Genomic DNA, 22,937 nt, shown 5'->3' with positions numbered 1-22,937 from the left:
GCTCACCCAGTCAACCAGGATGCCCGTATGACGACCGATGCCCCCGGCTCCAATCCTTTCGCCGGCTTTGCCGGTTTCAAGCCTGCCGACATGCTCGACCGGATGTGGGACATGATGCGGATGACGCCGTTCGGCGGGATGGCGTCGTTTCCCGGCGCCGCCTCGGGGCTGCCGCCGTCGCTGTCGAGCATGTCCGACATGATGGCGCCGCTCACGAGCGTCGAGGAGCTCGACAAGCGGATCACCGATCTGCGCGCGGTCGAGCAATGGCTCAAGCTCAATCTCGGGATGCTGCAGTCCGCGATCCAGGCGCTCGAGGTGCAGCGCGCGACGCTCGCGACGCTGCGCGCGTTCGGCGCGTTCGCGCAAAGCTCGATGTCGGCGGCCGAGGAGGCCGCGGTTGCGGCCGCGCAAGCGGCGTCCGCGCCGCGCGCCGACGCGCAGCAAGCACCGGACGCTGCCGCCGCCGACGCGCCGCCGGTCGGCGACGCCGCGCAGCAGGCGTTCGACCCGGCCGGCTGGTGGAACCTGCTGCAGGCGCAGTTCAACCAGCTCGCGAGCCTCGCGATGACGCAGCCGGGCGCGCAGCCCGCGGCGGCGGACGCCGCGCCGCCCGAGCAGCCCGTACCGGCGGCGCGGGCGGAACGGCCCGCACCGGCCGCGGCCGCCGCGCCGCGCAAGCCGGCCGCGAAGCGTGCGAAGCCGGCCGGCTCGGCCGCGGCACGCGCGGCGGCTGCGTCGTCGCCCGAAACGCGTCCGCCGAAGCGCTCGACGTGACGCGAACGGGATAGCAGGTCGATCATGCGGCTCGCGCTCGTGCTGATGGGGGGCGGCGCCCGCGCCGCCTACCAGGTCGGCGTGCTGAAGGCCCTGGCCGAGATCGCGCGCGAGGCCGATCCGAACCGGCATACGGTACCGTTCACGGTTGTCTGCGGTTCGTCGGCCGGTGCGATCAATGCGACGTCGATCGCGAGCCATGCCGACGATTTTTCGCACGGCGTGCGGCGTCTGCTCGAATTCTGGGAGCCGCTGCGCGCGGACTACGTGTATCGCACCGACTGGCTCGGCATCGCGGCGGCGGGCGCACGCTGGCTTGCGACGATGACCTTCGGCTGGGCGGCGCGCCGCTCGCCGCGCGGGCTGCTCGACAACGCGCCGCTCGCGCACCTGCTGCAGCGCGAGCTGAGCTTTCACCGGATCGAGCAGATGCTCGAGGACCGCCTGCTGCATGCGCTGTCGGTGACGGCACTCAGCTATTCGAGCGGTCGGCACCTGACGTTCTACCAGGCAGCCGAGCCGATCCAGGCATGGCGGCGCGCGCAGCGCACCGCGCGGCTCGTCGACCTGTCGGCGTCGCACCTGCTCGCATCGTCGGCCATTCCATTCGTGTTTCCGGCCGTGCCGCTCGTGCTGGACGGGCAGATCGAATACTTCGGCGACGGGTCGATCCGGCAGGTCGCGCCGCTGTCGCCGGCGATCCACTTCGGCGCGGACCGGATCGTCGTCGTCGGCGCGGCCGACCCGCGGCCCGAGATTCCGGCCGCGAACGGCTCGGGGCGCGCGCGCGGTTACCCGACGCTGGCGCAGATCGGCCAGCAGGTGCTCGCGAGCGTGTTTCTCGACTCGATCGGCTCGGACATCGAGCGCATCGAGCACATCAACCGGATGATCGAGCACCTGCCGCACCAGGTCGAAGTGGACAGCGGCTGGCGGCACGTCGACGTGCTCGCGATCGCGCCGTCCGAGCGCATCGAGCTGATCGCCGCGAAACACCTGAAGCAGATGCCGGCGACGATGCGCGGGCTACTCGGCGCGATCGGCGGCAGCCAGCCCACCGGCGCGTCGTTCGCGAGCTACCTGTTGTTCGAGGAAGCGTTCACGCGCGAGCTGATCGAGCTCGGCTACCGCGACGGGCGCGCGCAGCGCGACACGCTGGCGGACTGGATCGCGCGGGCCGATGGCGGCAGCGCGCCGGCGGCCGGCACGCCGCCGGAAGACGGTATCGCGACGGGCGAAATACGGGTCTGACGCGCTCATGACTGGCCCGAAAGCGATGCAGATTACATATCGGTTGCGTTTTCGCGACGGCGGCCTGCGACCGATCGCCGCATCGTGGTTGGCGGCACCTGACCGGGCTCGCGTCTCGGAACCGTCATGCACGCGTGCTATCATGGCCGCCGCCGTATACACCATATCGAGCAGCCCGCCGGTCCGGCGGTCGCACGGGAACCCGTCCGGGAACCGCGTGGCGCCGGGCGGGTTCGCCACCGAGCCGGCCTGCGCCGGCCCCCACATCAGGCACGCGCGGCCGGTTCCGTTCGAGCGGAGCGGGGCGGCGGCGTGCTTCAAGGCGGCGGCGCGGCCGCCCGGCTGCCGGACGTGGAATCTGCGTCCGGGGGCTGGATTCACGCGTAAAATTAAAGTCTTGGCTGCAAAAAGCGCGCTCGCGCGCCGACGCGGCAACAGTCACGTTTAGAGAAGTCGCATTGCGCAGAACAGGGGTGGGACCATCATGAACACCATGCTTTATCCGGAACTTTACAGGTCGCTCGAAGCTGTCCGCTGGGACATGGAGAAGGACATTCCGTGGGACAAGTTCGACGCTTCGCTGCTCACCGACGAGCAGGCGAAGACGATCAAGATGAACGCGATCACCGAATGGTCGGCGCTGCCCGCGACGGAAATGTTCCTGCGCGACAACCAGCACGACAGCGACTTTTCCGCGTTCATGAGCGTGTGGTTCTTCGAGGAGCAGAAGCATTCGCTCGTGCTGATGGAATACCTGCGCCGCTTCCGGCCGGAAATGGTGCCGACCGAAGAGGAACTGCACGCGGTGCGCTTCGAGTTCGATCCGGCGCCGCCGCTCGAGACGCTGATGCTGCACTTCTGCGGCGAGATCCGCCTGAACCACTGGTATCGCTGCGCGGCCGACTGGCACACCGAGCCGGTCATCAAGCACATCTACGAAACGATCTCGCGCGATGAAGCGCGCCATGGCGGCGCTTACCTGCGCTACATGAAGAAGGCGCTGAACAATTGCGGCGACGTCGCGCGCGCGGCGTTCGCGAAGATCGGCGTGCTGATGGCGTCGGCGCGCCGCACGGAGAAGCCGCTGCACCCGACCAACCTGCACGTGAACCAGGCGCTGTTCCCGCGCGACACCGTGCAGTCGCGTCTGCCCGATCCGGAATGGCTCGAGCGCTGGCTCGACGAGCAGATCCGCTTCGACGGCGAGTGGGAAAAGAAGGTCGTCGAACGGATCCTGCACAACCTGTCGATCCTGTTCGAGCGCACGTTCGCGACCGCGCAGGAACTGAACCGCTACCGCAAGGAAGTCACCGGCCGCCTGCAGTCCGAAAACGGCCCGTCGTCGGCCGCGCAACCGGCCTGAGGCCGCGCGGTGTCGCAGCCGGCGTGATGCGCCGCTGGTCGCGATCGCCGCGGCGTATTCATGCATGAAGCCCGCCCGGTCATCCGGCGGGCTTTTTATCTGGCGCGGCCGTGTTCCGTCGCGACGTGCACCGCGCGCCGCTCACGCCATCCGAAATCCATCATGTCCGCTACCTTCGAACGCAAGCTGATCACCCGCGACGCCCTGGTTGCCCTGCGCGCTTCGCTGCCTTCGCCCGTCGTGTTCACGAACGGCGTGTTCGACATCCTGCACCGTGGCCACGTCACGTATCTCGCCGATGCGAAGGCGCTCGGCGCATGCCTGATCGTCGGCGTGAACAGCGATGCGTCGGTGCGCATGCTCGGCAAGGGCGACGACCGTCCGATCAACCGCGAGGAAGACCGGATGGCACTGCTTGCGGCGCTGGAAAGCGTCGACTGGGTCGTGAAGTTCGAGGAAAAGACCCCGGTGTCGCTGATCGAGGCCGTCCGTCCGGACATTCTCGTGAAGGGCGGCGACTACGACATGGACGCGCTGCCGGAGTCGGCGATCGTGCGCGGCTGGGGCGGGCGGGCGCTCGCGATCCCGTTCGAGCACGACCGCTCGACCACCGCGCTGCTGAGGAAGGTGCGCGCGCAGCAGTCCTGACGCGGGTGCCGCGCCGTCAGGGCGCGGATGCCGCGAGCGGCTCGGCCGTGACGGCCGGCGCGCCGATCGGACCACCGATCACGGGCTGATCGCTCGCTTGCGCGAGCGGCATCGCATGCAGCGCATCGGGCCGCACCTGCCGGGACAGCACGCCCGGTTCGCGCGGCCCGGCCGCCGGCGGCGGCCCGAACACGCCGCGCACCGCGACGAACGCGAGCAGGTTCGCGAGAAAGAGAACAGCGATCAGCCAGCGCAGCATCGTCGACACTCCTCGTCGTTGTTCAGTCGTTCAACCGTTCAGTCCGGCCGGCCGCACGGCAGGCTGGGTCGTTGCAGCCGGCGATCGTTCGCGTCGGCCCGGCCGCGTGTGCGGCCGGCTGTCTGCATGGGCGCCAACACCGGCGCCCGTTTTTCCATCCTCACCGCGACGAAGCCTGCAGCCGGGCAATCGTCGACGCGGCCGGCGCGATGCCGGCCGGCTTTTCATCCTGCCTGCGCAGCCGTTTCCGTGGCGATCAGCGCAAGCCCGGAAAGGATCAGCGCATCGTGCCGCGTATGCGGCAGCGTCAGCGCGCGCGCGACGTCGTCCGCCGCACCGCCTGCCAGCAAGAGTCGCACGGGTGCCTGCCACGCGTCGGCGAGATCGCGCCAGGCGCGTTCGATCAGCCCCGCCTGCGCGTACAGGCAGCCGGCCGACAGCGAGCGCGGCGTATCGACCTGGAACGGCTCGGCCTGCGCGCCCGCAAGCAGCCCGCTCGCGATGTCGGTGGTCAGCGTCGGCAACTGCGCGGTGTGCGTGCCGAGCGCGCGCATCATCAACGCCCAGCCCGGCGCGATCAGCCCGCCAGTGAAACGACCGTCCGCGCGCAGCGCTTCAAGCGTCGTCGCCGTGCCGAGCGTCGCGATCAACAGATGCTCGCCCGGAAACGCCGCTCGTGCGCCGATCAGGCCGGCCCAGCGATCGCTGCCGAGCTGTTCGGGTGTCGTATAACCGTTCGTCACGCCGCATTGCGCGGGTCGCGAGCGGATCGTCGTGCGCGGCAGGCCCGGCCAACGGGCGTCGAGCAGCGCGTCGAGCCGGGCGGCCGCGTCGGCGCCCGCGACGTTCGAGATCCATGCGTCGCGCGGACGCGGCAGGGCCGACCAGTCGGGATCGGCGCCGCCGTCGCGCGTATGGCCGAACGCGCCGGTGTCGACGAGCGTGCGCTGCGCGTCGGCGAGTGCCCACTTGATCCGGCTGTTGCCGGCGTCGATCAGCAGATGCGGTTCGTTCATTGCGCTTCGCGCAGCGACACGTCGCCGGCCGCGATCGCCTGCACGCCATCGGGCGTGTCGAGCAGCAGCTGGCCGGTTGCGTCGATGCCCGTCGCGATGCCGCGCGCGCGTTCGACGCCCTGTTCGAGCAGCACGACTTCGCGCCCCGCGTACGCGTGCAGCGCATGCCAGCGCGGCAGGAACGGCGCGAGCCCGTCGGTGCCGAACTGCGCGAGCGCGGGCGTGAGCGCGTTCAGCGCGGCGGCGAGCGTATCGGTGAGGTTGGCCGATGCGCACGCGGCCGACAGCGCGGCCGGCGGCAGCCCGCTCGCGAGCGTCGCTTCGCGCGCGCGCAGCGCGTCGACCTGCGCGGCGACGGCTTCCGCGCCGCGCACGTTGATACCGAAGCCGATCACGACGGCGGTCGCGTCGGCGGTGGTCCAGACGGTTTCGATCAGGATCCCGGCGAGCTTGCCGACGATGCGCGGCGTGCCGTCGTCGGTGGCGGTCAGCAGCAGGTCGTTCGGCCATTTGAGCGCGACCCGCGTGCGGGCGTCGAGCGGCAGCGTGGCGAGCCCTTCCGCGAGCGCGACGCCGATCGCGATGCTGAGGCCGCCGAGCGCGTCGACGGGGCGCGGCACGATGCAGCCGACCGAGCACAGCAGCGCGTTGCCGGGCTGCGCGAACCAGGGACGGCCTTGCCGGCCGCGGCCGGCCGTCTGCTCGAACGCGACGCGCACGAGCGGCGCGGGCAGCGCGTTCGCGGTGCGCGGCAGCGCCTTGAGGCGCGTCGCGACGTCGGCGTTGGTCGAGCCGGTGGCGGCGACGATGTCGAGCGGCCACGCGCGCGGCGCGGCATCGAGATGTGCCTCGAGCCGGTTACGCGCGATGTGCGCGTCGCCGGAATCGGGCGTGTCGGAGGAGGTGGGGGCGTTCATGGCACCTATTGTAGCGACAGGGGGCGCAGGTGCGTGTCGAGCGGCGCTTCGGCCGCCGCGCTTGAAGGTGCCGTGTCGCCCGCCGGCGCGGATCGGTCTGTCATTCCGTGCCGGGCTCGGCATCCCGCGAGCGGTTGCGGGATGCCGTACGCGTCAGGCCGTCGCGGTTCGGCCGCGCGCCGCGCGCCGCGAGACCATCAAGGCGCGACGACCGGATGCTTCAACGCATGCGCGGTCTCGATCCACTGTGCGTGGAATTCATCCGCGTCGGGCTTGAGCCCCAGCTCGCCGTTGCGATAGGCCATCGCGAGCGTCTGCACGGCTTCCGGCAGCTCGTGTTCCGCCGCGCGGCGATACAGCGCGAGCGCGCGCGCTTCGTCGCGCGGCACGCCGCTGCCGTCGCGGTACGCGTTCGCGAGCATGAAGTCGGCGGCCGGGATGTCCGCGCGCGACGCGCGCTCGAACCAGTGCGCGGCCTGCGCGGGGTCGGCGGCGGTGCCGTAGCCGCTGCGATAGATCAGCCCGAGGTAATACGCGGCGGCCGGATCGCCCTGTCCGGCCGCTTCGCCGAGCAGCGCGCGGGCGCGCACATAGTCCTTCGGGATGTCGCCGCTGCCGAGCAGCAGTGCCTTGCCGAGTGCCAGCTGCGCACGCCGCGCGGCCGGCGCGCCGGATTTCGCGTCCGCCTGCACGGCGGTCTCGAGCCAGCCGCGTCCCTCGTCGCGCAGCCCCGGCTCGCGCGCATCGACGAGCGCGATGCCGAGCGCCGCCTGCGCGTCGCCCGAACCGCGGCGTGCGAGGGTGCGCAACTGCGCGAGCGCGTGCGGCTCGGCGGCCTGCGCGACCATCGCCTGCCATTCGTCGAGCTGCGCGGCGCTCGGCGCGGGGCCGGCGGCGCGCCAGCCGGTCGCCGCGACGACGGCCGCGACGGTCACGGCCGCCGCCGCGAGCAACGCGGCCGGCGGGAGTTTCGCGCGCAGCAGGCGCCGTGCGGCGGCGGTGAAGCCGGCCTCGGCCGGCCGCATCGTCCGGATCGGTTGCATCGCGGGTCTCGTGGTCATTGCGTCAGGTCGATCTCGTAGATGGCGAGGTTCTTGCCCGAGCCGTCGTCGGCCGCGACCTGCGCGAGGCCGGTCAGGCCGGCCGCCGCCGCGTCGCCGAGCCGGTTCGGCGCGGACGTGAACTGCACGTGCGCGACCGAACTCGCGAGCTTCGTGAAGCGCCAGCTGCGCTGCGCGCCGTCCGCCGCGCGCGTGATCGCGCCGCGCTTCTTGATGAACGCGATCAGCACGTCGCGGTTCGCGTCGGGCGACGCGAAGATCGTCTTGCTGCCGTCGAGGCCCGGGAAGTTGCCGCCGCCGCTCGCGCGGTAGTTGTTGGTCGCGACGATGAACTGCGCGTTCGGGTCGATCGCCGCGCCCTTGTACGTCAGGTTCTTGATCCGGCTGCCGACCGGCTGCGTGACGTCGATCTCGTACGCGAGATCCGCGGACGTGAACATGTCGAAGTTGTAGCCGGGGAAGCTGCCGACGAGCGGCTGCACGGTCGCCTTGGTCGGGTCGATCGTGTTGAAGCGTTTCGCGGCCGTCTCGAGCCAGTTCTTCACGTCGCTGCCGCTCACCTTCACCGCGTACACGGTGTTCGGATACAGGTACAAGTCGGCCGCGTTGTTGATCGCGAGCGCGCCCGGCGCGACGTCGGTGTAGTCGCTGCCGCCGCCGAAGCCGCTCTTGAACGGCGCGCTGACCGACAGCACCGGCAGCGACGCGTATTGCGGCAGGTTCGCCTGCACGTAGGTCTTCACGTAGTCGGCCTGCGCCTCGTTGACGATCTGGATCGCGCCCGGATCGCCGACGTCCGCGAAGTACGAGTTCATCCGATAGTCGGTCGAGCCGATCGGCGTCTTCACATAGTCGATCGTCGCCTGGTGCTCGGCCGCGATCGCGGCGGACACCGACGGATCGGCGGCGACGTAGCTCTTGTCCGCGTTCTGGATCGGCCGCGCCTCGACGGTCGTCAGCGACTTGTCGACGCTCCACGCCTTGCCGTCGAACGTGAGGCCGAGCTTGATCACGCCGAGATGCTTGCCCCAGTAGTTGGCCATCACGGTCGGCACGCCGTTGACGGTGCCCTTCGCCTTGTCGACGCCCGGCAGGTTGAACTGCGCCACGGTGCTGTTCGCGTCCGGGAACACCTGATGCGAGTGGCCGATCAGCATCGCGTCGATGCCGGGCACCTTCGACAGCCACCAGCTGCCGTTTTCCATGGTCGGCGAATACGTCGCGTTGTCGAGGCCGCCGTGCGAGATCGCGACGACGAGGTCGGCCCCCTTCGCGCGCATCTCCGGAATGTACTTCTCGGCCGCTTCCTTCAGGCCGGTCGTATAGACCTTGCCGTCGAGCCAGCGCTTGTCCCAGCTCATGATCGCGGGCGGCGTGAAGCCGATGATGCCGACCTTCACCGGCGCGCTGACCGTCTTGCCGTCGGGCGTGACGGCCGTCACCGTGCGGGTCAGGATCGTGTACGGCGTGAACAGCGGCGCATTGGTCTTCGCGCTGATCACGTTCGCGAGCACCTGCGGGAAGTTCGGGCCCGCGCACTTCTTCTGCTGGGCGGGGGCCGGCAGCCCGTCGACGTCGAACGTGTTGCCGGTCACTTGCGACAGGTACGGCAGCCCGTAGTTGAATTCATGGTTGCCGATCCCGCCGCCGTCGAACTTCGCGGCGTTCATCACCTTGTAGATCGCGAGCGTCTGGTCGCAGCCGATGGGGTTCACGAGCGCCTGGTAATCCGACAGCGCGGTGCCCTGGATCGTGTCGCCGTTGTCGAGCAGCAGCGTGTTCGGATACTGCGCGCGCGCCTGGGCAATCAGCGTCGACACGCGCTCGAAGCCGAGCGACTTGTCGGCGGCGAGCTTGAAATAGTCGTACGACAGCACGTTGGTGTGCAGGTCGGTCGTTTCGAGCAGCGCGAGCGTGGCCTTCGTGCCGGCGGGCGCCTGGGCCTGCGTCTGCGACGGCGCGGTGACGTCGTCGCCGCCGCAACCGGCGAGGGCGAAGGCGAGGCTGGCGAGCGCGGCGGCGGAGCGCGCGCGGCGACGGGAAAGCGGGGTGAGACGCATCGGTTGTCCTGTTTCGTGTTCTGTTCTGTGGAATGCGAGGTGCGCAGCGAAATGGCGGCGCGGGCGCCGACGGCCTGACGTGCGGCGCGTGAGAGTATCGAAAGGAAACGTGACGGAAGAATGAAAGGTCGCATACCCGGCACGCCGAACCGGTGGCGAGCGCCGCGCCGTGGCGGGCCAGGCACCCGCAACCGGACGCCCGCGGCCCGGTGCCCCCGGCAGCGCCCCCCGGGGCAGCCGCCCCCACGGCAATCGTCACGTCGCGGCGCCGGGCGGTTCGCTACAATGGCCGCTGTCATCCTTTTGCAAACAGCCCGCCCTTGGACTTCGAGACTCCTCCCGGCCTGTCGGTCGACGCCGGCGGCCAGGGTCAGACGGTGCGCCTGTACGGCCAATGGACCGCACTCGCGCTGGCACGCAACCGCGGCGCGGTCGCGCGCCGCATCGCGGGCATCGCGTCCGGGCGCGTGAACGAATGGGATCTGTCCGGCATCGAACGGCTCGATCACGTCGGCGGCCAGGCGCTGTGGCGCGTGTGGGGCCGCAAGCTGCCGGCCGGCGTCGCGCTGACCGCCACGCAGCGCACGATCTTCGAGCGGATCGAACGCCTCGACAGCCAGCGCGAGGCGCCCGAACGTGTCGTGCGGTTCGATCCCGTCACGCGCCTCGGTCAAGCGATCTTCGCGTTCGGCGAACACCTGCAGGGCGGTATCGCGATGTTCGGCCTCGTGATCCTCGATGCGCTGTCGGTGCTGCGCCGCCCGCAGACGATGCCGTGGAAGGAAACCTCGGCGAACATCTACAGCGCCGGTGCGCAGGCGCTGCCGATCACCGCGCTGGTCGCGTTCCTGATCGGCATCGTGCTCAGCTACCTGTCCGCGCAGCAGCTGCAGATGTTCGGCGCGAACCGCTACATCGTGAACATCCTCGGGCTGTCGGTGATCCGCGAGCTCGGGCCGGTGCTGTCGGCGATCCTCGTCGCGGGCCGCTCGGGCTCGGCGATCACCGCGCAGATCGGCGTGATGCGCGTGACCGAGGAACTCGACGCGATGCGCGTGATGGGCATCCCGCACGGGCTGCGGCTGATCCTGCCGCGCGTGCTCGCGCTCGGCGTCGCGATGCCGCTGCTCGTGATGTGGACCAACATCATCGCGCTGACGGGCGGCGCGCTGGCCGCGAAGGTGGTGCTCGGGATCGACGTCAATTATTTCGTGCGCTCGCTGCCGGGCGTCGTGCCGATCGCGAACCTGTACATCGGCGTCGGCAAGGGTGTCGTGTTCGGCATGCTGATCGCGCTGGTCGCCTGTCATTTCGGTTTCCGGATCAAGGCGAACTCGCAGAGCCTCGGCGAAGGCACGACCACCTCGGTCGTCACGTCGATCACGGTCGTGATCCTCGCCGATGCCGTGTTCGCGATCCTGTTCCAGAACGTGGGGCTCGGATGAACGCGTCGAACGAATCGGCGGGCGGTGCCGCCAGTGCACACGCCGCGGCAGTCGGCGCAGGCGCCGTCGACCCGCGGCCGGCCGCCGCGCACGGCGACGACCTCGTGATCGAGGTGCGCAACCTGACGAAGCGCTACGGGCGCAACATCGTTCACCAGAAGCTCGATTTCGACGTGCGGCGCGGCGAGATCGTGGCGATCGTCGGCGGCTCGGGCTCGGGCAAGACGACGCTCGTGCGGCAGATCCTCGGCCTCGAGCGGCCGACGTCGGGCACGATCAAGGTGTTCGGCGAGGACACGTCGAAGATCGACGACGCGAGCGCGCGGATGATGCGCACGCGCTCGGGGATGCTGTTCCAGCAGGGTGCGCTGTTCTCGTCGATGACGGTGTTCGACAACGTCGCGCAGCCGTTGCGCGAGCTCGGCCGCGTGCCGCCCGACCTGCTGCACGACATCGTGATGCTGAAGCTCGAGATGGTCGGGCTGCCGTGCAAGCACGCGTCGAAGATGCCGGCCGCGCTGTCGGGCGGGATGGTGAAGCGGGTCGGCATCGCGCGCGCGATCGCGCTCGAGCCGGAGCTGCTGTTCCTCGACGAGCCGACCGCCGGCCTCGACCCGCAGGCGTCCGACGAATTCGTCGAGTTGATCGCGACGCTGCACCGCACGCTCGGGCTGACGGTCGTGATGGTGACGCACGATCTCGACACGATGGTCGCGCTGTCGACGCGCGTCGCGGTGCTGGCGGACCGCAAGGTGCTGGTCGCGGCACCTGTCGAGGAAGCCGCGAACGTCGACCATCCGTTCATCCACGAATATTTCCTGGGGCTGCGCGGGCGCCGCGCGCTGCAGGCGCTGCCGCCCGAGCGGCGCGCGAAGCTGCCGAAGGCGGCCCTCGAACCGGCGCCGTCGAGCGTCGAGCTGTAACAGGCAAGGACAAGGAACCCTCCGATGGAAAACAAATCACATGCGTTCTGGGCCGGCCTGTTCACGATCGCGCTGACGCTGGCGATCGCGGGCACCGTGTTCTGGTTCAACGTCGACCGTACCGTGCGCGTGCCGTACGACCTGCTCGCGCGCACCAACGTGACGGGCCTGTTTCCCGATGCGGCCGTGCGTTTTCGCGGCCTCGACGTCGGCAAGGTGCAGTCGATCGGCTTCGATCGCACGCACCCGGGCCAGATCCGGATCCGGATTCTCGTCGACCACGACGCGCCGATCACGCAGTCGACCTACGGCAGCCTCGGCTTCCAGGGTGTGACGGGCATCGCGTTCGTGCAGCTCGAAGACACCGGCCGCGACCTGGCGCCGCTGCCGTCGTCGCCGAAGGCGATCGCGCAGATCCCGATGCGGCCGAGCCTGTTCGACCAGCTCCAGGAGCGCGGCGACGTGCTGCTGCGGCAGCTCGAGCAGGCGGCGAAAAGCGCGAACGCGCTGATGTCGCCGGAGATGCGCGAGCAATTGCGCGCGACGGCCGAAAGCCTTCAGCACGCGGCGGACGGCGCGGCGACGCTGTCGAAGCAGCTCGCGCCGGCGGTGGCCGCGCTGCCCGAGACGATGCACCAGGTCGATCGCGCGATGGCGTCGGCGAACACGCTGCTGCAGCCGAACGGGCCGCTCGTATCGAACCTGAACAAGGCCGGCTCGGCCGCGGAGCAGGTCGGCGTCGCGCTGAACGACCTGAACGCGCGGGTCCAGTACGACACGCTGCCGCGTTTCAACACGCTGGCCGGCAGCGTCGGCGATGCGTCGCGGCAATTGAAGGACGTCGCCGGTGAACTCGGCCGCAACCCGAGCAGTCTGTTGTTCGGCTCCCCGGGCTCCGCGCCCGGACCCGGCGAGGCGGGCTTCGTCTGGCCGGGTGCGGCGGCCGGGAAATGAAGCGTATCGCCAGCCCGTCGATCGACCGCCCCGGCGCGAGACCGGGCCATGACGCCATCGAAACCGGAAACATCATGCAGGAACATGCCATGCCACGAATCCTTGATCGCGCGCTGCGTCCGGCCGCGACCGCGCTCGCGATGCTGACGCTCGTGTTCGCCGCCGGCTGCGCCGGCAACGGCGCGGCGCTGTCGAACGTCCACTACGACCTCGGGCCGGCCGCGTCGGTCGCCACGGCCGGCACGGGCCCCGCGCTGAAGGTGCTCGACGTCGCCGCGCCCGACGCGCTCGACACGGACAAGTTCGTCTACCGCCTCGCGTATGCGGATGCGCAGCGCACGGCCGTCTATCGCGACAGCCGCTGGACCGCGCCGCCCGCGCAACTGCTCACGCAGCGGCTGCGCGGCGCGCTGTCGTCGCACGGCGCGGTGCTCGAAGGCTCCGACGGCGTGCGCGCGCCGACGCTGAAGGTCGACCTGAACGAATTCGAGCAGGTGTTCGACGGGCAGTCGCAGAGCCACGGCGCGGTCACCGCGCGCGCGACGCTGATGCAGGACGGCAAGGTGCTCGGACAGCGCACGTTCGTCGCGCGCGCACCGTCCAGCACGCCCGATGCGGCCGGCGGCGCGCGTGCGCTCGCGGCCGCGAGCGACGAGCTCGTGTCGCAGATCGCCGCATGGGTCGGCGTGCAGGCGTACGCGGGCAACCCGTGACGCACCGCGCGCAGCCGCGATGAGCGTGCCGGGTACGTCGCGCGTGTCGTCGCTGGCGCGGCAGGCGTTCGCCGCGTATGCGGCGCTCATCGTCTATGCCTCGCTGTATCCGTTCGACGGCTGGGTGTCGCTCGGCATCGGGCCGTTCGACTATCTGTTTGCGCCGATGCAGCGCTATGTGACCGCGTTCGATGTGGTCACCAACGTGCTCGGGTACATGCCGTTCGGCGCACTCGGCGTGCTCGCGCTGCACCCGCGCTGGCGCGGCGTGGCCGCGACGCTGATCATGGGCGGTCTCGGCGTGCTGTTGTCGGGGTCGATGGAGGCACTGCAGACCTACCTGCCGACGCGCGTCGCATCGAATCTCGACCTCGCGGCCAACGCGCTCGGCGCGCTGCTCGGCGCGGCGCTCGCGGCACCGGCCACCGGCGCGCTGCTCGATCGCGGCGCGTTGCGCCGGCTGCGCTTCGCGTGGTTCGAGACCGACGGCGCGACGCCGCTGCTGCTCGCCGGGCTGTGGCCGTTCGCGATCCTGTTTCCGTCGCCGTTCCTGTTCGGCATCGGCGACTGGCCGGCCGCGCTGTGGGAACGCGCCGACGGGTCGATGCAGGATGCGCTGCTCGCCTGGCTGCCGGCCGCGTGGCGCGTGAGCGAATGGCCCGAGCGCGTCGACGGCTGGCTGTCCGACTCCGCGTGGGAAGCCGCGCTCGGCGGGCTGATGCTGTTCGCCGCGCTGGCGATCGCGTCGCTCGCGATGCGCGCCGGCGCGCCGCGCGTGCGGCTCCTGATCGCGTTCGTTGCCGCGACGCTCGCGCTGAAGGCGGCCGCGACCTTCATGCAGTCGACCACCGGCCTCGTCGTCGTGTGGGCGACGCCCGGCGCGCGGCTCGGCATCGAGCTCGGCTTCGCGGCGGCCTTGCTCGCATTGCGCGTGCCGGCCGCGTGGCGCGCGCTGCTCGCGGCGCTCGCGCTGCTGGCCGGCGTGGCGCTCGTCAACCTGCTGCCCGTCAACCCGTTCTTCGACTTCACGCTGTCGGGCTGGCGGCAGGGGCGCTACGTGCACTTCAACAGCATCGCGCGCTGGCTCGCGTGGATCTGGCCCTACGCGGCGCTGATCTGGCTCGGCCAGCGCGTCGAGCATGCGTGGCTGCCGGCCGCGCCGCGGCGCTGACGCGGCAGGGCAGGGCGGCCACGTCTCGATCGCGGGCAGCGGCGCGCGCCGCTCGTTATAATCGTCCGCACCTCCGTTGCCGCGCGCAACGGCAATCGCCTCTCTTTTCGCCCGGCACCGCGCCGGGCTGCTCGTCACCATCATGGATTCCTACTACCAGCACCACGTCTTCTTCTGCCTGAACCAGCGCGAACCGGGCGCCGAGCGTCCGAGTTGCGCGCAATGCGATGCGCAGACCATGCAGGAATATGCGAAAAAGCGCGTGAAGGAACTCGGCCTCGCGGGGCCCGGCAAGGTCCGTATCAACAAGGCCGGCTGCCTCGACCGCTGCGAGGAAGGGCCCGTGATGGTCGTGTACCCGGAAGGCACGTGGTACACGTACGTCGACCAGGCCGACATCGACGAGATCGTCGAATCGCACCTGCGCGACGGCAAGGTCGTCGACCGCCTGAAGATCTGAGCGGGCCGGCCGAATGAACGTTCATACGCAGAAGTCGCTGATCGCCGGCCCGGTCGGGCAGATCGAAATTGCGGTCGACCTGCCGGACGCCGTGCGCGAAGGCAGCGCCGCACCGCGCGGCATCGCGCTTGTCGCACACCCGCATCCGCTGTTCGGCGGCACGATGGACAACAAGGTCGCGCAAACGCTCGCGCGCACGCTGGTCCAGCTCGACTATGTGGTGTTCCGGTCGAACTTCCGCGGCGTCGGCGCGACCGAGGGCGTGCACGACAACGGCATCGGCGAGGCCGACGACCTGCTTGCCGTGCTCGCGCACATGCGCGCGCAGCCCGCGTATGCGGATCTTCCGCTCGTGCTCGCGGGCTTCTCGTTCGGCACCTTCGTGCTGTCGCATGTCGCGAAGCGGCTGCGCGACGCGGGCGAGACGATCGAGCGGATGGTGTTCGTCGGCACCGCCGCGAGCCGCTGGCAGGTCGCCGACGTGCCGGAGAACACGCTCGTGATCCACGGCGAAACCGACGACACGGTGCCGATCGGATCGGTCTACGACTGGGCGCGGCCGCAGGAACTGCCGGTCGTCGTGGTCCCCGGCGCCGAGCACTTCTTCCATCGCAAGCTGCACGTGTTGAAGCGCATCATCGTCGACGCGTGGCGTTGATTCGCTGAACCCGGCGTGCGGCGTCGCTGCCGCACGACCGCGATGTCGCCGCTCGCGCGACATCGCGCCGCATCGTGTCACGGCACGGTCGCACATGGCCCGCTCTCGCGCGGCGCAACCCGACTTGCAGAGCGCCTGCGCACGCCTTTCGCGCGGCTTCGAGCACGATTCCCCGCAGCGAAGCCGCGCTATCCTCTCGAAGCCGGTGTGCGGCCACCCGGGCCACGGTTCGCGAAAACGCCATTCGCGGCCACGTATAATGGCCGCATTTCGCGTCGCCCGCGGCCCGGCTGGGCCCATGCGGCGCTCGTTTCGCGCCTGTCCGCCCGCTCGCGACGGCCGCGAACCGAACGCGTCCGCACGAGTCCAACCGGCGCGTTTCGCGCCGTCCGACACAGTCGGACGAACGCCGGAACGCCCGCCGCCTTGCCGTTCAACCCCTGCGCGTTTCGCGCCGCACTTTCTGCCACCAGCCTGAATCGATCATGCGTCTGTCTCCCCAAGGCCTCAAGTCCCTCGCTTCTTCCATCGCCTTCGGCACCGCCGCGCGCAACGTCGCGCTGGGCGTGATGCTGCCCGTCGCGCTCGCGTCGACGATCGTCGTCGCCGAGGCGAAGCCAGCCGCCAAGGCCAAGGCCGCGCATGCCGCGCCGGCCGCCGCCGCCGAGCAGTTCACCGGCGCGCCCGCGACCTTCATGCCGGGCGCGGTGCCGCCGCCGGGCGTGAACGCGCGCTCGTGGGTGCTCGTCGATGCGACGAGCAACACGGTGCTCGCATCGGGCAACGCCGACGAGCGCGTCGAGCCCGCCTCGCTGACGAAGCTGATGACGGCCTACCTGGTGTTCGAGGCGCTCGACAAGAAGAAGATCTCGATGGAGCAGATCGTCACGCCGAGCGCCGCCGTGCGCCGCGTCGGCACCGACGAGTCGCGCATGTTCATCGAGGCGGACAAGCCGGTGTCGGTGCACGACCTCGTGTACGGGATGATCATCCAGTCGGGCAACGACGCCGCGATCGCGCTGGCCGAACTGGTCGGCGGCAGCGAAGGGCAGTTCGTCACGATGATGAACGACGAGGCGGCGCGCCTCGGCATGAAGGGCACGCACTTCGCCGACGTGAACGGCATGCCCGACCCGAACCACTACACGACGGCCGGCGACCTCGCGAAGCTGTCCGCGCACCTGGTCCGCGATTTCCCGCAGTACTACAGCATCTTCTCGGAGAAGGAATTCAAGTACAACAACATCCGCCAGGGCAACCGCAACCGGCTGCTGTGGCTGGATCCGACCGTCGACGGCCTGAAGACGGGCCATACGCAGGCGGCCGGCTACTGTCTGATCGCATCGGCCAAGCGCGCGATCCCGGGTGTCGACGGCCAGCGCCGTCTCGTGTCGGTGATGATGGGCGAGCAGAAGGAAGGCGAGCGCACGCAGGACAGCATGAAGATGCTGAACTACGGCTATAGCGCGTTCGACGCGGTGCGCCTGTTCAAGGGCGGCCAGGCGATGTCGACGCCGCGCATCTACAAGGGCAAGGAAAACACCGTGCAGGTCGGCGTGAAGGGCGACCAGTGGGTGACCGTGCCGCGCGGCCTGGGCGACAAGGTCAAGCCGGAAGTCGAGGTCAACGCGCCGCTGATCGCGCCGCTCGCGGAAGGCCAGCAGGTCGGTACCGTGAAGATCGTCGCCGACGGCAAGACGCTGTCGGAGTTCCCGGTCGTCGCGCTGCAGGCGGTGCCGGAAGCGGGTATCTTCGGCCGTATCTGGGACTCGATCCTGCTGATGTTCAGCAAGAAGAAGTAAGCGCGACGGGCCTTTGTTTTCACGACTTCATCCCCATCTGGTATAGCCATGAGCCAAGCCGAATTCGAACCGATCGTCTACCTCAGCGTGTCGTCGCAGGAGGAAATGGTGCCGCTGTCGGAAGCCCGGGTCCCGGTGCTCGACCGCGGGTTCATCTTCGGCGATGGCGTGTATGAAGTCGTCCCCGTGTATGCGCACGACGGCGCGCACGTGCCGTTCCGGATCGAACAGCATCTGGAGCGGCTCGCGCGCAGCCTGAAGAAGATCGGCATCGAGAATCCGCATGACGCGGCCGGCTGGCGCGCGTTGATCGAGCGCGTGGTCGCCGCGAATGCGGAAGGCCTCGGCGACGGCAATGCGCTTGTCTACCTGCAGGTGACGCGCGGCGTCGCGAAGCGCGGCCACGCGTTCCCGGCGAATACGGTGCCGACGGTGTTCGCGATGACGAGCCCGCTGCGCCTGCCGTCGGAAGCGGAGCGCGCGCAGGGCGTGCGTTGCGTGACGGCCGAGGATCGCCGCTGGCTGCATTGCGACATCAAGTCGATTTCGCTGCTCGGCAACGTGCTGATGGCGCAGCATGCGGCCGAACGCGACGCGTTCGAGACGATCCAGCTGCGCGACGGCAACGTGACCGAAGGCTCGTCGTCGAACGTGTGGGTCGTGAAGAACGGCGAGTTGGCGGCGCCGCCGCGCAGCAACAAGATCCTCGAAGGGATCCGCTACGCGCTGGTCGAGCAGCTGGCTGACGAATGCGGCATTCCGTTCGTCGCGCGCGAGATCAGCGAAGTCGAGCTGCGCTCGGCGGACGAGATCATGATCACGTCGGCCACGAAGGAAATTCTGCCCGTCACGTCGCTCGACGACCTGCCCGTGCAGGGCGGCAAGCCGGGCCCCGTATTCGCGGCGTTGTACGACGCGTACCAGCGTGCGAAGGCACGCGAGTTTGAACAGTTTGACCTAACCCGGAGAAAATGATGAGCGAACCGACCAAAACCATCGAGGTGACCGGCGCGATCGATACCCGGAAGGAGTCGCTGCTGGAGTTCCCGTGCGATTTCCCGATCAAGATCATGGGCAAGGCGCACCCGGAATTCAAGGACACGATCTTCAAGGTCGTGTCCGTCCACGACAACGAGATCGACGTCGAGAAGATCGAGGAGCGCGCATCGAGCGGCGGTAACTACACCGGCCTCACGATCACCGTGCGCGCGACGAGCCAGCAACAGCTCGACGACATCTATCGCGCGCTGACCGGCCATCCGATGGTCAAGGTCGTGCTCTGAGCGCCGCTTTCCATCCTCCTTCCCGCGCGCACTCGGCGGCGGTCTTCCCCGCCGCGCGCCGCGCGTCCAGTTCGTCGCACAGCAGCTGGTACGCGGCGACTTCCTGAAGCAGCCAGGTCCTGAACGCCTGCACGCGCGGCGTGTTCAGGAGCGGCGGCGGACACACGAAAAAATAGTGCCACGGGCTCTGCCCGTCGATGTCGAACAGGCGCACGAGGCGCCCGTCCAGCAGGTCGTGCACCGCGAGCGAGCGGCGCACCAGCGCGATGCCCTGACCGTCGATCGCGGCCAGCAGCAGGTTCGACGAATCCTGGTACAGAATCCCCCGTTTCGGCTCGGTCAGCGTATCGAGCCCCGCCGCGTCGAACCACGGCCGCCACAGCTCGTCGTCCGAGCGCAGCAGGTTGTAGTGCACGAGATCGGCGGGCGTCTGCGGCAGCTTGCCGCCGTTCAGCGTCGGCGAGCACGCCGGAAAGAACACCTCTTCGAACAACGGCTCGACATGCAGCCCCGGATAGCTGCCGGAGCCGAAGCGGATCGCGAGATCGACGTCGTCGCGCGCGAAATCGGTGAGCGAGTTGGTCGACTGGAGTTCGACGTCGATTTCCGGATGCCGCTCGATGAACGTGCCGATGCGTGGCGTGATGAAGCGCGCGGCGAACGACGACAGCATCGACACCACCAGCCGCCGTCCGCGGTCGCTGGCGCGTACCTCGCGCGTCGCATCGGCGATCACCATCAGCGCGGTACGGACCTGCTGCGCGTAGCGCATGCCGGCGTCGGTCAGGCACAGCCGCTTGCCGTTGCGCGTGAACAGCTGCACGCCGAGCTCCTCCTCGAGCGCGCGAACCTGATGGCTGACCGCGCCGTGCGTGACGTACAGCTCGTCGGCGGCGCGGGAGAAATTCTCGTGACGGGCGGCGGCTTCGAACGCGCGAATCGCGTTCAGCGCAGGCAGCTGGCGGAGGTCCATTTGCTAATTTTCCTCACATCGACGTGAAAATTGGTCGTTTGGTCGGGTGCCTTGAAGTGATTACGATTGTAGCCATCGAAGCATTTATTGGCGGAGTCGATCATGCAAGAAATTTCTTCAAGCATCACGTTCGAAATCCCCGCGGGCGAGACCGTGCCGATGAAGGTGCAACGCAGCACGCGTCTGACGGTGCAATGCGGGCCGGTGTGGGCGACGCGCAGCAACGACGTCGAAGACTACTTCCTGGTCGACGGCGAGACGCTCCGGCTGCGTCGCGGCGAGCGGCTGTGGCTCAGCGCGGAAGGCCGGCAGGGCGCGCACGTCGCGTTCTCGGTGTCGCGGCCGGCCGGGGAAGTCGCACGCGGCGTGCTCGCGCGGCTGCGCAACCGCGTGAATGCGCTGCTCCACGACGGCTGGCGCACCGTCTGACAGGCCATTCCTCTGACGGATACCCCGGATCCGTCCCCTTCCAACGCCGGCGAGACCCATGGGTTTTCGGTAAACTACCGCCCATGTCCGTCTCGCCGGTTGCCATCGTGTCCACGCCTGTCGCTGTTTCCGAATCGCCCGCCGGGTCTCCGGTTCAGCCTGTCGCGCCGGTCACCGTGCGCTGGCGGGGCAGCGAGGCCTACGAGACGAGCTTCGACGCGATGCGCGCGTTCACCGACACGCGCACGGCCGACACCGGCGACGAGATCTGGGTCGTCGAGCATCCGCCCGTCTACACGCTCGGCCAGGCCGGCGACCCGGCCCACCTGCTGGTGGCCGACAGCGGCGTGCCGCTCGTCAAGGTCGACCGCGGCGGACAAATCACCTACCACGGCCCCGGCCAGATCGTCGTCTATCTGCTGCTGGACCTGCGCCGGCGCAAGCTGATGGTGCGCACGCTCGTGACGAAGATCGAGGAGGCCGTGATCGAAACCCTCGCGGCGTATAATCTCGCTTCGGTCCGCAAGGCGGGCGCGCCGGGAATCTACGTGGCATCCGGCGTGCACGAAGGCGCGAAGATCGCGGCCCTCGGCCTGAAGATCCGCAACGGCTGCAGCTATCACGGGCTGAGCCTGAACGTGAAGATGGATCTGCGCCCGTTTCTTGCGATCAACCCGTGCGGCTATGCCGGACTGGAAACCGTCGACATGGCGAGCCTCGAGGTTGCCGCCGACTGGAACGACGTCGCCCACACGCTGGTGGGTCGTCTGATTGCCAACCTCGATGGCGAATCCGCGGCCGCCGACAAGCCGCAGGCACTGGAACATTCGAATGACTGACGTTACCGCTTCCCCCGCACCGGCCGATTCGGCCGCGACCCCTGCCTACGATCCGACCGCCAAGCAGAAGGCGCAGGCGAAGACGGCGCGCATCCCGATCAAGGTCATTCCGATCGAGAAGCTGAAGAAGCCGGAGTGGATCCGCGTGAAGGCGGCCACCGGCAGCTCGCGCTTCAACGAGATCAAGACGATCCTGCGCGAGCACAACCTGCACACCGTGTGCGAGGAAGCGAGCTGCCCGAACATCGGCGAATGCTTCGGCAAGGGCACCGCGACGTTCATGATCATGGGCGACAAGTGCACGCGCCGCTGCCCGTTCTGCGACGTCGGCCACGGCCGTCCCGATCCGCTCGACACGGATGAACCGAAGAACCTCGCACGCACGATCGCCGCGCTCAAGCTCAAGTACGTGGTGATCACGAGCGTCGACCGCGACGACCTGCGCGACGGCGGCGCGGCCCACTTCGTCGAGTGCATCCGCGAAGTGCGCGAGCAGTCGCCGGAAACGCGCATCGAGATCCTGACGCCGGACTTCCGCGGCCGTCTCGACCGCGCGATCTCGATCCTGAACGCGGCACCGCCCGACGTGATGAACCACAACCTCGAAACGGTGCCGCGCCTGTACAAGGAAGCGCGCCCGGGTTCGGACTACGCGCACTCGCTGAAGCTGCTGAAGGACTTCAAGGCGCAGCATCCGGACGTCGCGACCAAGTCGGGCCTGATGGTCGGCCTCGGCGAAACCGAAGAGGAAATCCTGCAGGTGATGCGCGACCTGCGCGCGCACGACGTCGACATGCTGACGATCGGCCAGTACCTGCAGCCGTCGGAGCACCACCTGCCGGTGCGTGCGTACGTGCATCCGGATACGTTCAAGATGTACGAGGAAGAGGCGTACAAGATGGGCTTCACGCACGCGGCCGTCGGCGCGATGGTGCGGTCGAGCTATCACGCCGATCTGCAGGCGCATGGGGCCGGGGTGGTCTGAGCACCGCATTCGCTTCTCTGCAGTAGTCAGGCAGTCGAAAAAAGCCCGCAGCGATGCGGGCTTTTTCGTATCGAGTGACCCGTCCTGAAATAGGTGACACTATTCGTCATCCGGATGATCTGCCATCACTTCGTCTTCGCATTCTTTCTCGTCGTAGCAAAGCGCTGCGATCTGCCATCGATCGTCGTTGACCAGCCATAGTTCTAGAAAATCAAACCGGGTAAGTGTTCGTCCGTCACGTCGCATCGAGCCAGTTCCGGAGATCGATGCCCAGTGGCGGTCTTCTGCGATTACCGTGATCTCGGTATGGACATGCAGACCCAAATTGAATCCGGTTTTTTCGGACAGGTGCCGTTCTATAGAGGATATTTGCTGGAGCTTAGTCAGTATCCGGCCTCCTCGCTTCACGAAGAAATGAGCGCTCTCAACAAAATTCAGTTGATCGACATCGCCGCTCATATAGGCATCGATCCAAACATCTCTCATTTCCAATAAATCGTACTTGGTCTTCATGAGTTTATAACTGATCGAAATTGAGGATCAGAGCTTCTGCGTTCGATATGGAACGCTAACGTTCGCTTTGAAGAATTGATATGGGACTCGTATGAAATGTTGTCCGCGTAAAGGCGCATGCGAAACCCGATAGCACGCGGACTTACCGCGTTCGTACGCCGGATGACGCCGCTTGCGCTTCCGCGTGGCTGGTCCGCGCGACGCATGACAACGCGTGGCATCGGAATTCACGCTCGCGAATGAGAGCAATGTTGAAACACTGGTGATCGCTTTCGTCGGCGCTCAAGGGAGAGCGGTGACGGCAGGTTTTCGCACACCGATCGCCGCTCGATCGTCGATCCCATTCAATCCAGCGCGAAAAGCAAAGCTGAAACATCATCGATAGCTTCGCAGGATAAGTTCGCTCCCGCCGCGCGCAAAGCCCGTAAAGTCGGCTC

General features: G+C 68.5%; 24 protein-coding genes. 17 read left to right on the top strand and 7 right to left on the bottom strand.

The window, feature by feature from the left end:
* Positions 1-27 precede the first annotated feature (27 nt).
* From DIE23_RS28085 to rfaE2, 4 genes are all read left to right on the top strand, one after another.
* Complete coding sequence (locus DIE23_RS28085; protein ID WP_124615095.1) at positions 28-777, top strand: PhaM family polyhydroxyalkanoate granule multifunctional regulatory protein; 750 nt, start codon at positions 28-30, stop codon at positions 775-777.
* A 24-nt stretch (positions 778-801) separates the two neighbouring features.
* The gene (locus DIE23_RS28080; protein WP_124615094.1) at positions 802-2,028 is read left to right on the top strand and encodes a patatin-like phospholipase family protein; all 1,227 of its coding nucleotides are present in this window, start codon (positions 802-804) and stop codon (positions 2,026-2,028) included.
* A 484-nt stretch (positions 2,029-2,512) separates the two neighbouring features.
* Positions 2,513-3,391 carry a ferritin-like domain-containing protein gene (locus DIE23_RS28070; RefSeq protein WP_124615092.1) on the top strand — a complete coding sequence of 293 codons (879 nt, stop codon included), beginning with the start codon at positions 2,513-2,515 and terminating at the stop codon, positions 3,389-3,391.
* Between the two features lie 162 nt (positions 3,392-3,553).
* Complete coding sequence (gene rfaE2, locus DIE23_RS28065) at positions 3,554-4,039, top strand: D-glycero-beta-D-manno-heptose 1-phosphate adenylyltransferase (RefSeq protein WP_124615091.1); 486 nt, start codon at positions 3,554-3,556, stop codon at positions 4,037-4,039.
* A gap of 16 nt (positions 4,040-4,055) precedes the next feature.
* Here the strand turns inward: rfaE2 and DIE23_RS28060 are convergent, their stop codons facing one another.
* The 5 genes from DIE23_RS28060 to DIE23_RS28040 form a co-directional block, all read right to left on the bottom strand.
* A complete protein-coding gene (locus tag DIE23_RS28060) occupies positions 4,056-4,298 on the bottom strand; it encodes a hypothetical protein (protein ID WP_124615090.1) in 243 nt (80 codons plus the stop codon).
* A gap of 224 nt (positions 4,299-4,522) precedes the next feature.
* Positions 4,523-5,314: a type III pantothenate kinase gene (locus DIE23_RS28055; RefSeq protein ID WP_124615089.1), complete on the bottom strand. Its 792-nt coding sequence runs from the start codon at positions 5,312-5,314 to the stop codon at positions 4,523-4,525.
* A complete protein-coding gene (locus tag DIE23_RS28050; RefSeq protein WP_124615088.1) occupies positions 5,311-6,231 on the bottom strand; it encodes a biotin--[acetyl-CoA-carboxylase] ligase in 921 nt (306 codons plus the stop codon). Before DIE23_RS28050 ends, DIE23_RS28055 begins: the two co-directional genes overlap by 4 nt.
* Positions 6,232-6,428: 197 nt before the next feature.
* Positions 6,429-7,274 carry a tetratricopeptide repeat protein gene (locus DIE23_RS28045; RefSeq protein WP_124615087.1) on the bottom strand — a complete coding sequence of 282 codons (846 nt, stop codon included), beginning with the start codon at positions 7,272-7,274 and terminating at the stop codon, positions 6,429-6,431.
* Between the two features lie 14 nt (positions 7,275-7,288).
* Positions 7,289-9,352 (bottom strand): bifunctional 2',3'-cyclic-nucleotide 2'-phosphodiesterase/3'-nucleotidase, encoded by a 2,064-nt coding sequence (locus DIE23_RS28040; protein ID WP_124615086.1) that lies wholly within the window; start codon positions 9,350-9,352, stop codon positions 7,289-7,291.
* Between the two features lie 320 nt (positions 9,353-9,672).
* Between DIE23_RS28040 and DIE23_RS28035 the strand changes: the two genes are divergently transcribed.
* The 10 genes from DIE23_RS28035 (at position 9,673) to DIE23_RS27990 (ending at position 18,761) form a co-directional block, all read left to right on the top strand.
* Entirely contained in the window at positions 9,673-10,797 is a 1,125-nt protein-coding gene (locus tag DIE23_RS28035; RefSeq protein WP_124615085.1) for an ABC transporter permease, read from the top strand.
* Positions 10,794-11,720, top strand: coding sequence for an ABC transporter ATP-binding protein (locus DIE23_RS28030; protein WP_124615084.1), 927 nt, complete (start codon positions 10,794-10,796; stop codon positions 11,718-11,720). The genes DIE23_RS28035 and DIE23_RS28030 overlap by 4 nt, the downstream gene beginning before the upstream one ends.
* Before the next feature lie 24 nt (positions 11,721-11,744).
* Positions 11,745-12,674, top strand: a complete 930-nt coding sequence (locus tag DIE23_RS28025; RefSeq protein ID WP_124615083.1) for an MlaD family protein — start codon at positions 11,745-11,747, stop codon at positions 12,672-12,674.
* An 89-nt stretch (positions 12,675-12,763) separates the two neighbouring features.
* Positions 12,764-13,387, top strand: coding sequence for an ABC-type transport auxiliary lipoprotein family protein (locus DIE23_RS28020; RefSeq protein WP_124615082.1), 624 nt, complete (start codon positions 12,764-12,766; stop codon positions 13,385-13,387).
* Between the two features lie 19 nt (positions 13,388-13,406).
* Positions 13,407-14,558, top strand: a complete 1,152-nt coding sequence (locus tag DIE23_RS28015) for a VanZ family protein (protein WP_124615081.1) — start codon at positions 13,407-13,409, stop codon at positions 14,556-14,558.
* A gap of 142 nt (positions 14,559-14,700) precedes the next feature.
* Positions 14,701-15,018, top strand: coding sequence for a ferredoxin (locus tag DIE23_RS28010; RefSeq protein WP_011694422.1), 318 nt, complete (start codon positions 14,701-14,703; stop codon positions 15,016-15,018).
* Between the two features lie 13 nt (positions 15,019-15,031).
* Positions 15,032-15,676, top strand: a complete 645-nt coding sequence (locus tag DIE23_RS28005; RefSeq protein WP_124615080.1) for an alpha/beta hydrolase — start codon at positions 15,032-15,034, stop codon at positions 15,674-15,676.
* A gap of 485 nt (positions 15,677-16,161) precedes the next feature.
* The gene (locus DIE23_RS28000) at positions 16,162-17,478 is read left to right on the top strand and encodes a D-alanyl-D-alanine carboxypeptidase family protein (RefSeq protein WP_124615079.1); all 1,317 of its coding nucleotides are present in this window, start codon (positions 16,162-16,164) and stop codon (positions 17,476-17,478) included.
* Between the two features lie 48 nt (positions 17,479-17,526).
* Positions 17,527-18,453 (top strand): D-amino acid aminotransferase, encoded by a 927-nt coding sequence (locus tag DIE23_RS27995; RefSeq protein ID WP_124615078.1) that lies wholly within the window; start codon positions 17,527-17,529, stop codon positions 18,451-18,453.
* On the top strand, positions 18,453-18,761 hold the full coding sequence (locus DIE23_RS27990; protein WP_124615077.1) for a YbeD family protein: 309 nt from the start codon (positions 18,453-18,455) through the stop codon (positions 18,759-18,761). The genes DIE23_RS27995 and DIE23_RS27990 overlap by 1 nt, the downstream gene beginning before the upstream one ends.
* Here the strand turns inward: DIE23_RS27990 and DIE23_RS27985 are convergent.
* A complete protein-coding gene (locus DIE23_RS27985) occupies positions 18,745-19,734 on the bottom strand; it encodes a transcriptional regulator GcvA (RefSeq protein WP_124615076.1) in 990 nt (329 codons plus the stop codon). The genes DIE23_RS27990 and DIE23_RS27985 overlap by 17 nt on opposite strands.
* Before the next feature lie 102 nt (positions 19,735-19,836).
* On the opposite strand from DIE23_RS27985, the gene DIE23_RS27980 reads away from it, so the two are divergent.
* The 3 genes from DIE23_RS27980 (at position 19,837) to lipA (ending at position 21,987) form a co-directional block, all read left to right on the top strand.
* Entirely contained in the window at positions 19,837-20,163 is a 327-nt protein-coding gene (locus tag DIE23_RS27980; protein ID WP_124615075.1) for a DUF2917 domain-containing protein, read from the top strand.
* Positions 20,164-20,246: 83 nt separating this feature from the next.
* On the top strand, positions 20,247-21,002 hold the full coding sequence (gene lipB, locus DIE23_RS27975) for a lipoyl(octanoyl) transferase LipB (RefSeq protein ID WP_057928547.1): 756 nt from the start codon (positions 20,247-20,249) through the stop codon (positions 21,000-21,002).
* On the top strand, positions 20,995-21,987 hold the full coding sequence (gene lipA / locus DIE23_RS27970; RefSeq protein WP_124615074.1) for a lipoyl synthase: 993 nt from the start codon (positions 20,995-20,997) through the stop codon (positions 21,985-21,987). Before lipB ends, lipA begins: the two co-directional genes overlap by 8 nt.
* A gap of 99 nt (positions 21,988-22,086) precedes the next feature.
* Here the strand turns inward: lipA and DIE23_RS27965 are convergent, their stop codons facing one another.
* Positions 22,087-22,500 carry a DUF4440 domain-containing protein gene (locus DIE23_RS27965; protein ID WP_124615073.1) on the bottom strand — a complete coding sequence of 138 codons (414 nt, stop codon included), beginning with the start codon at positions 22,498-22,500 and terminating at the stop codon, positions 22,087-22,089.
* Positions 22,501-22,937: the final 437 nt, after the last annotated feature.

This window comes from Burkholderia sp. Bp9143 (assembly GCF_003853645.1).
Classification (GTDB): Bacteria; Pseudomonadota; Gammaproteobacteria; order Burkholderiales; family Burkholderiaceae; genus Burkholderia.
This window is presented reverse-complemented; position numbering and strand designations above follow the sequence as displayed.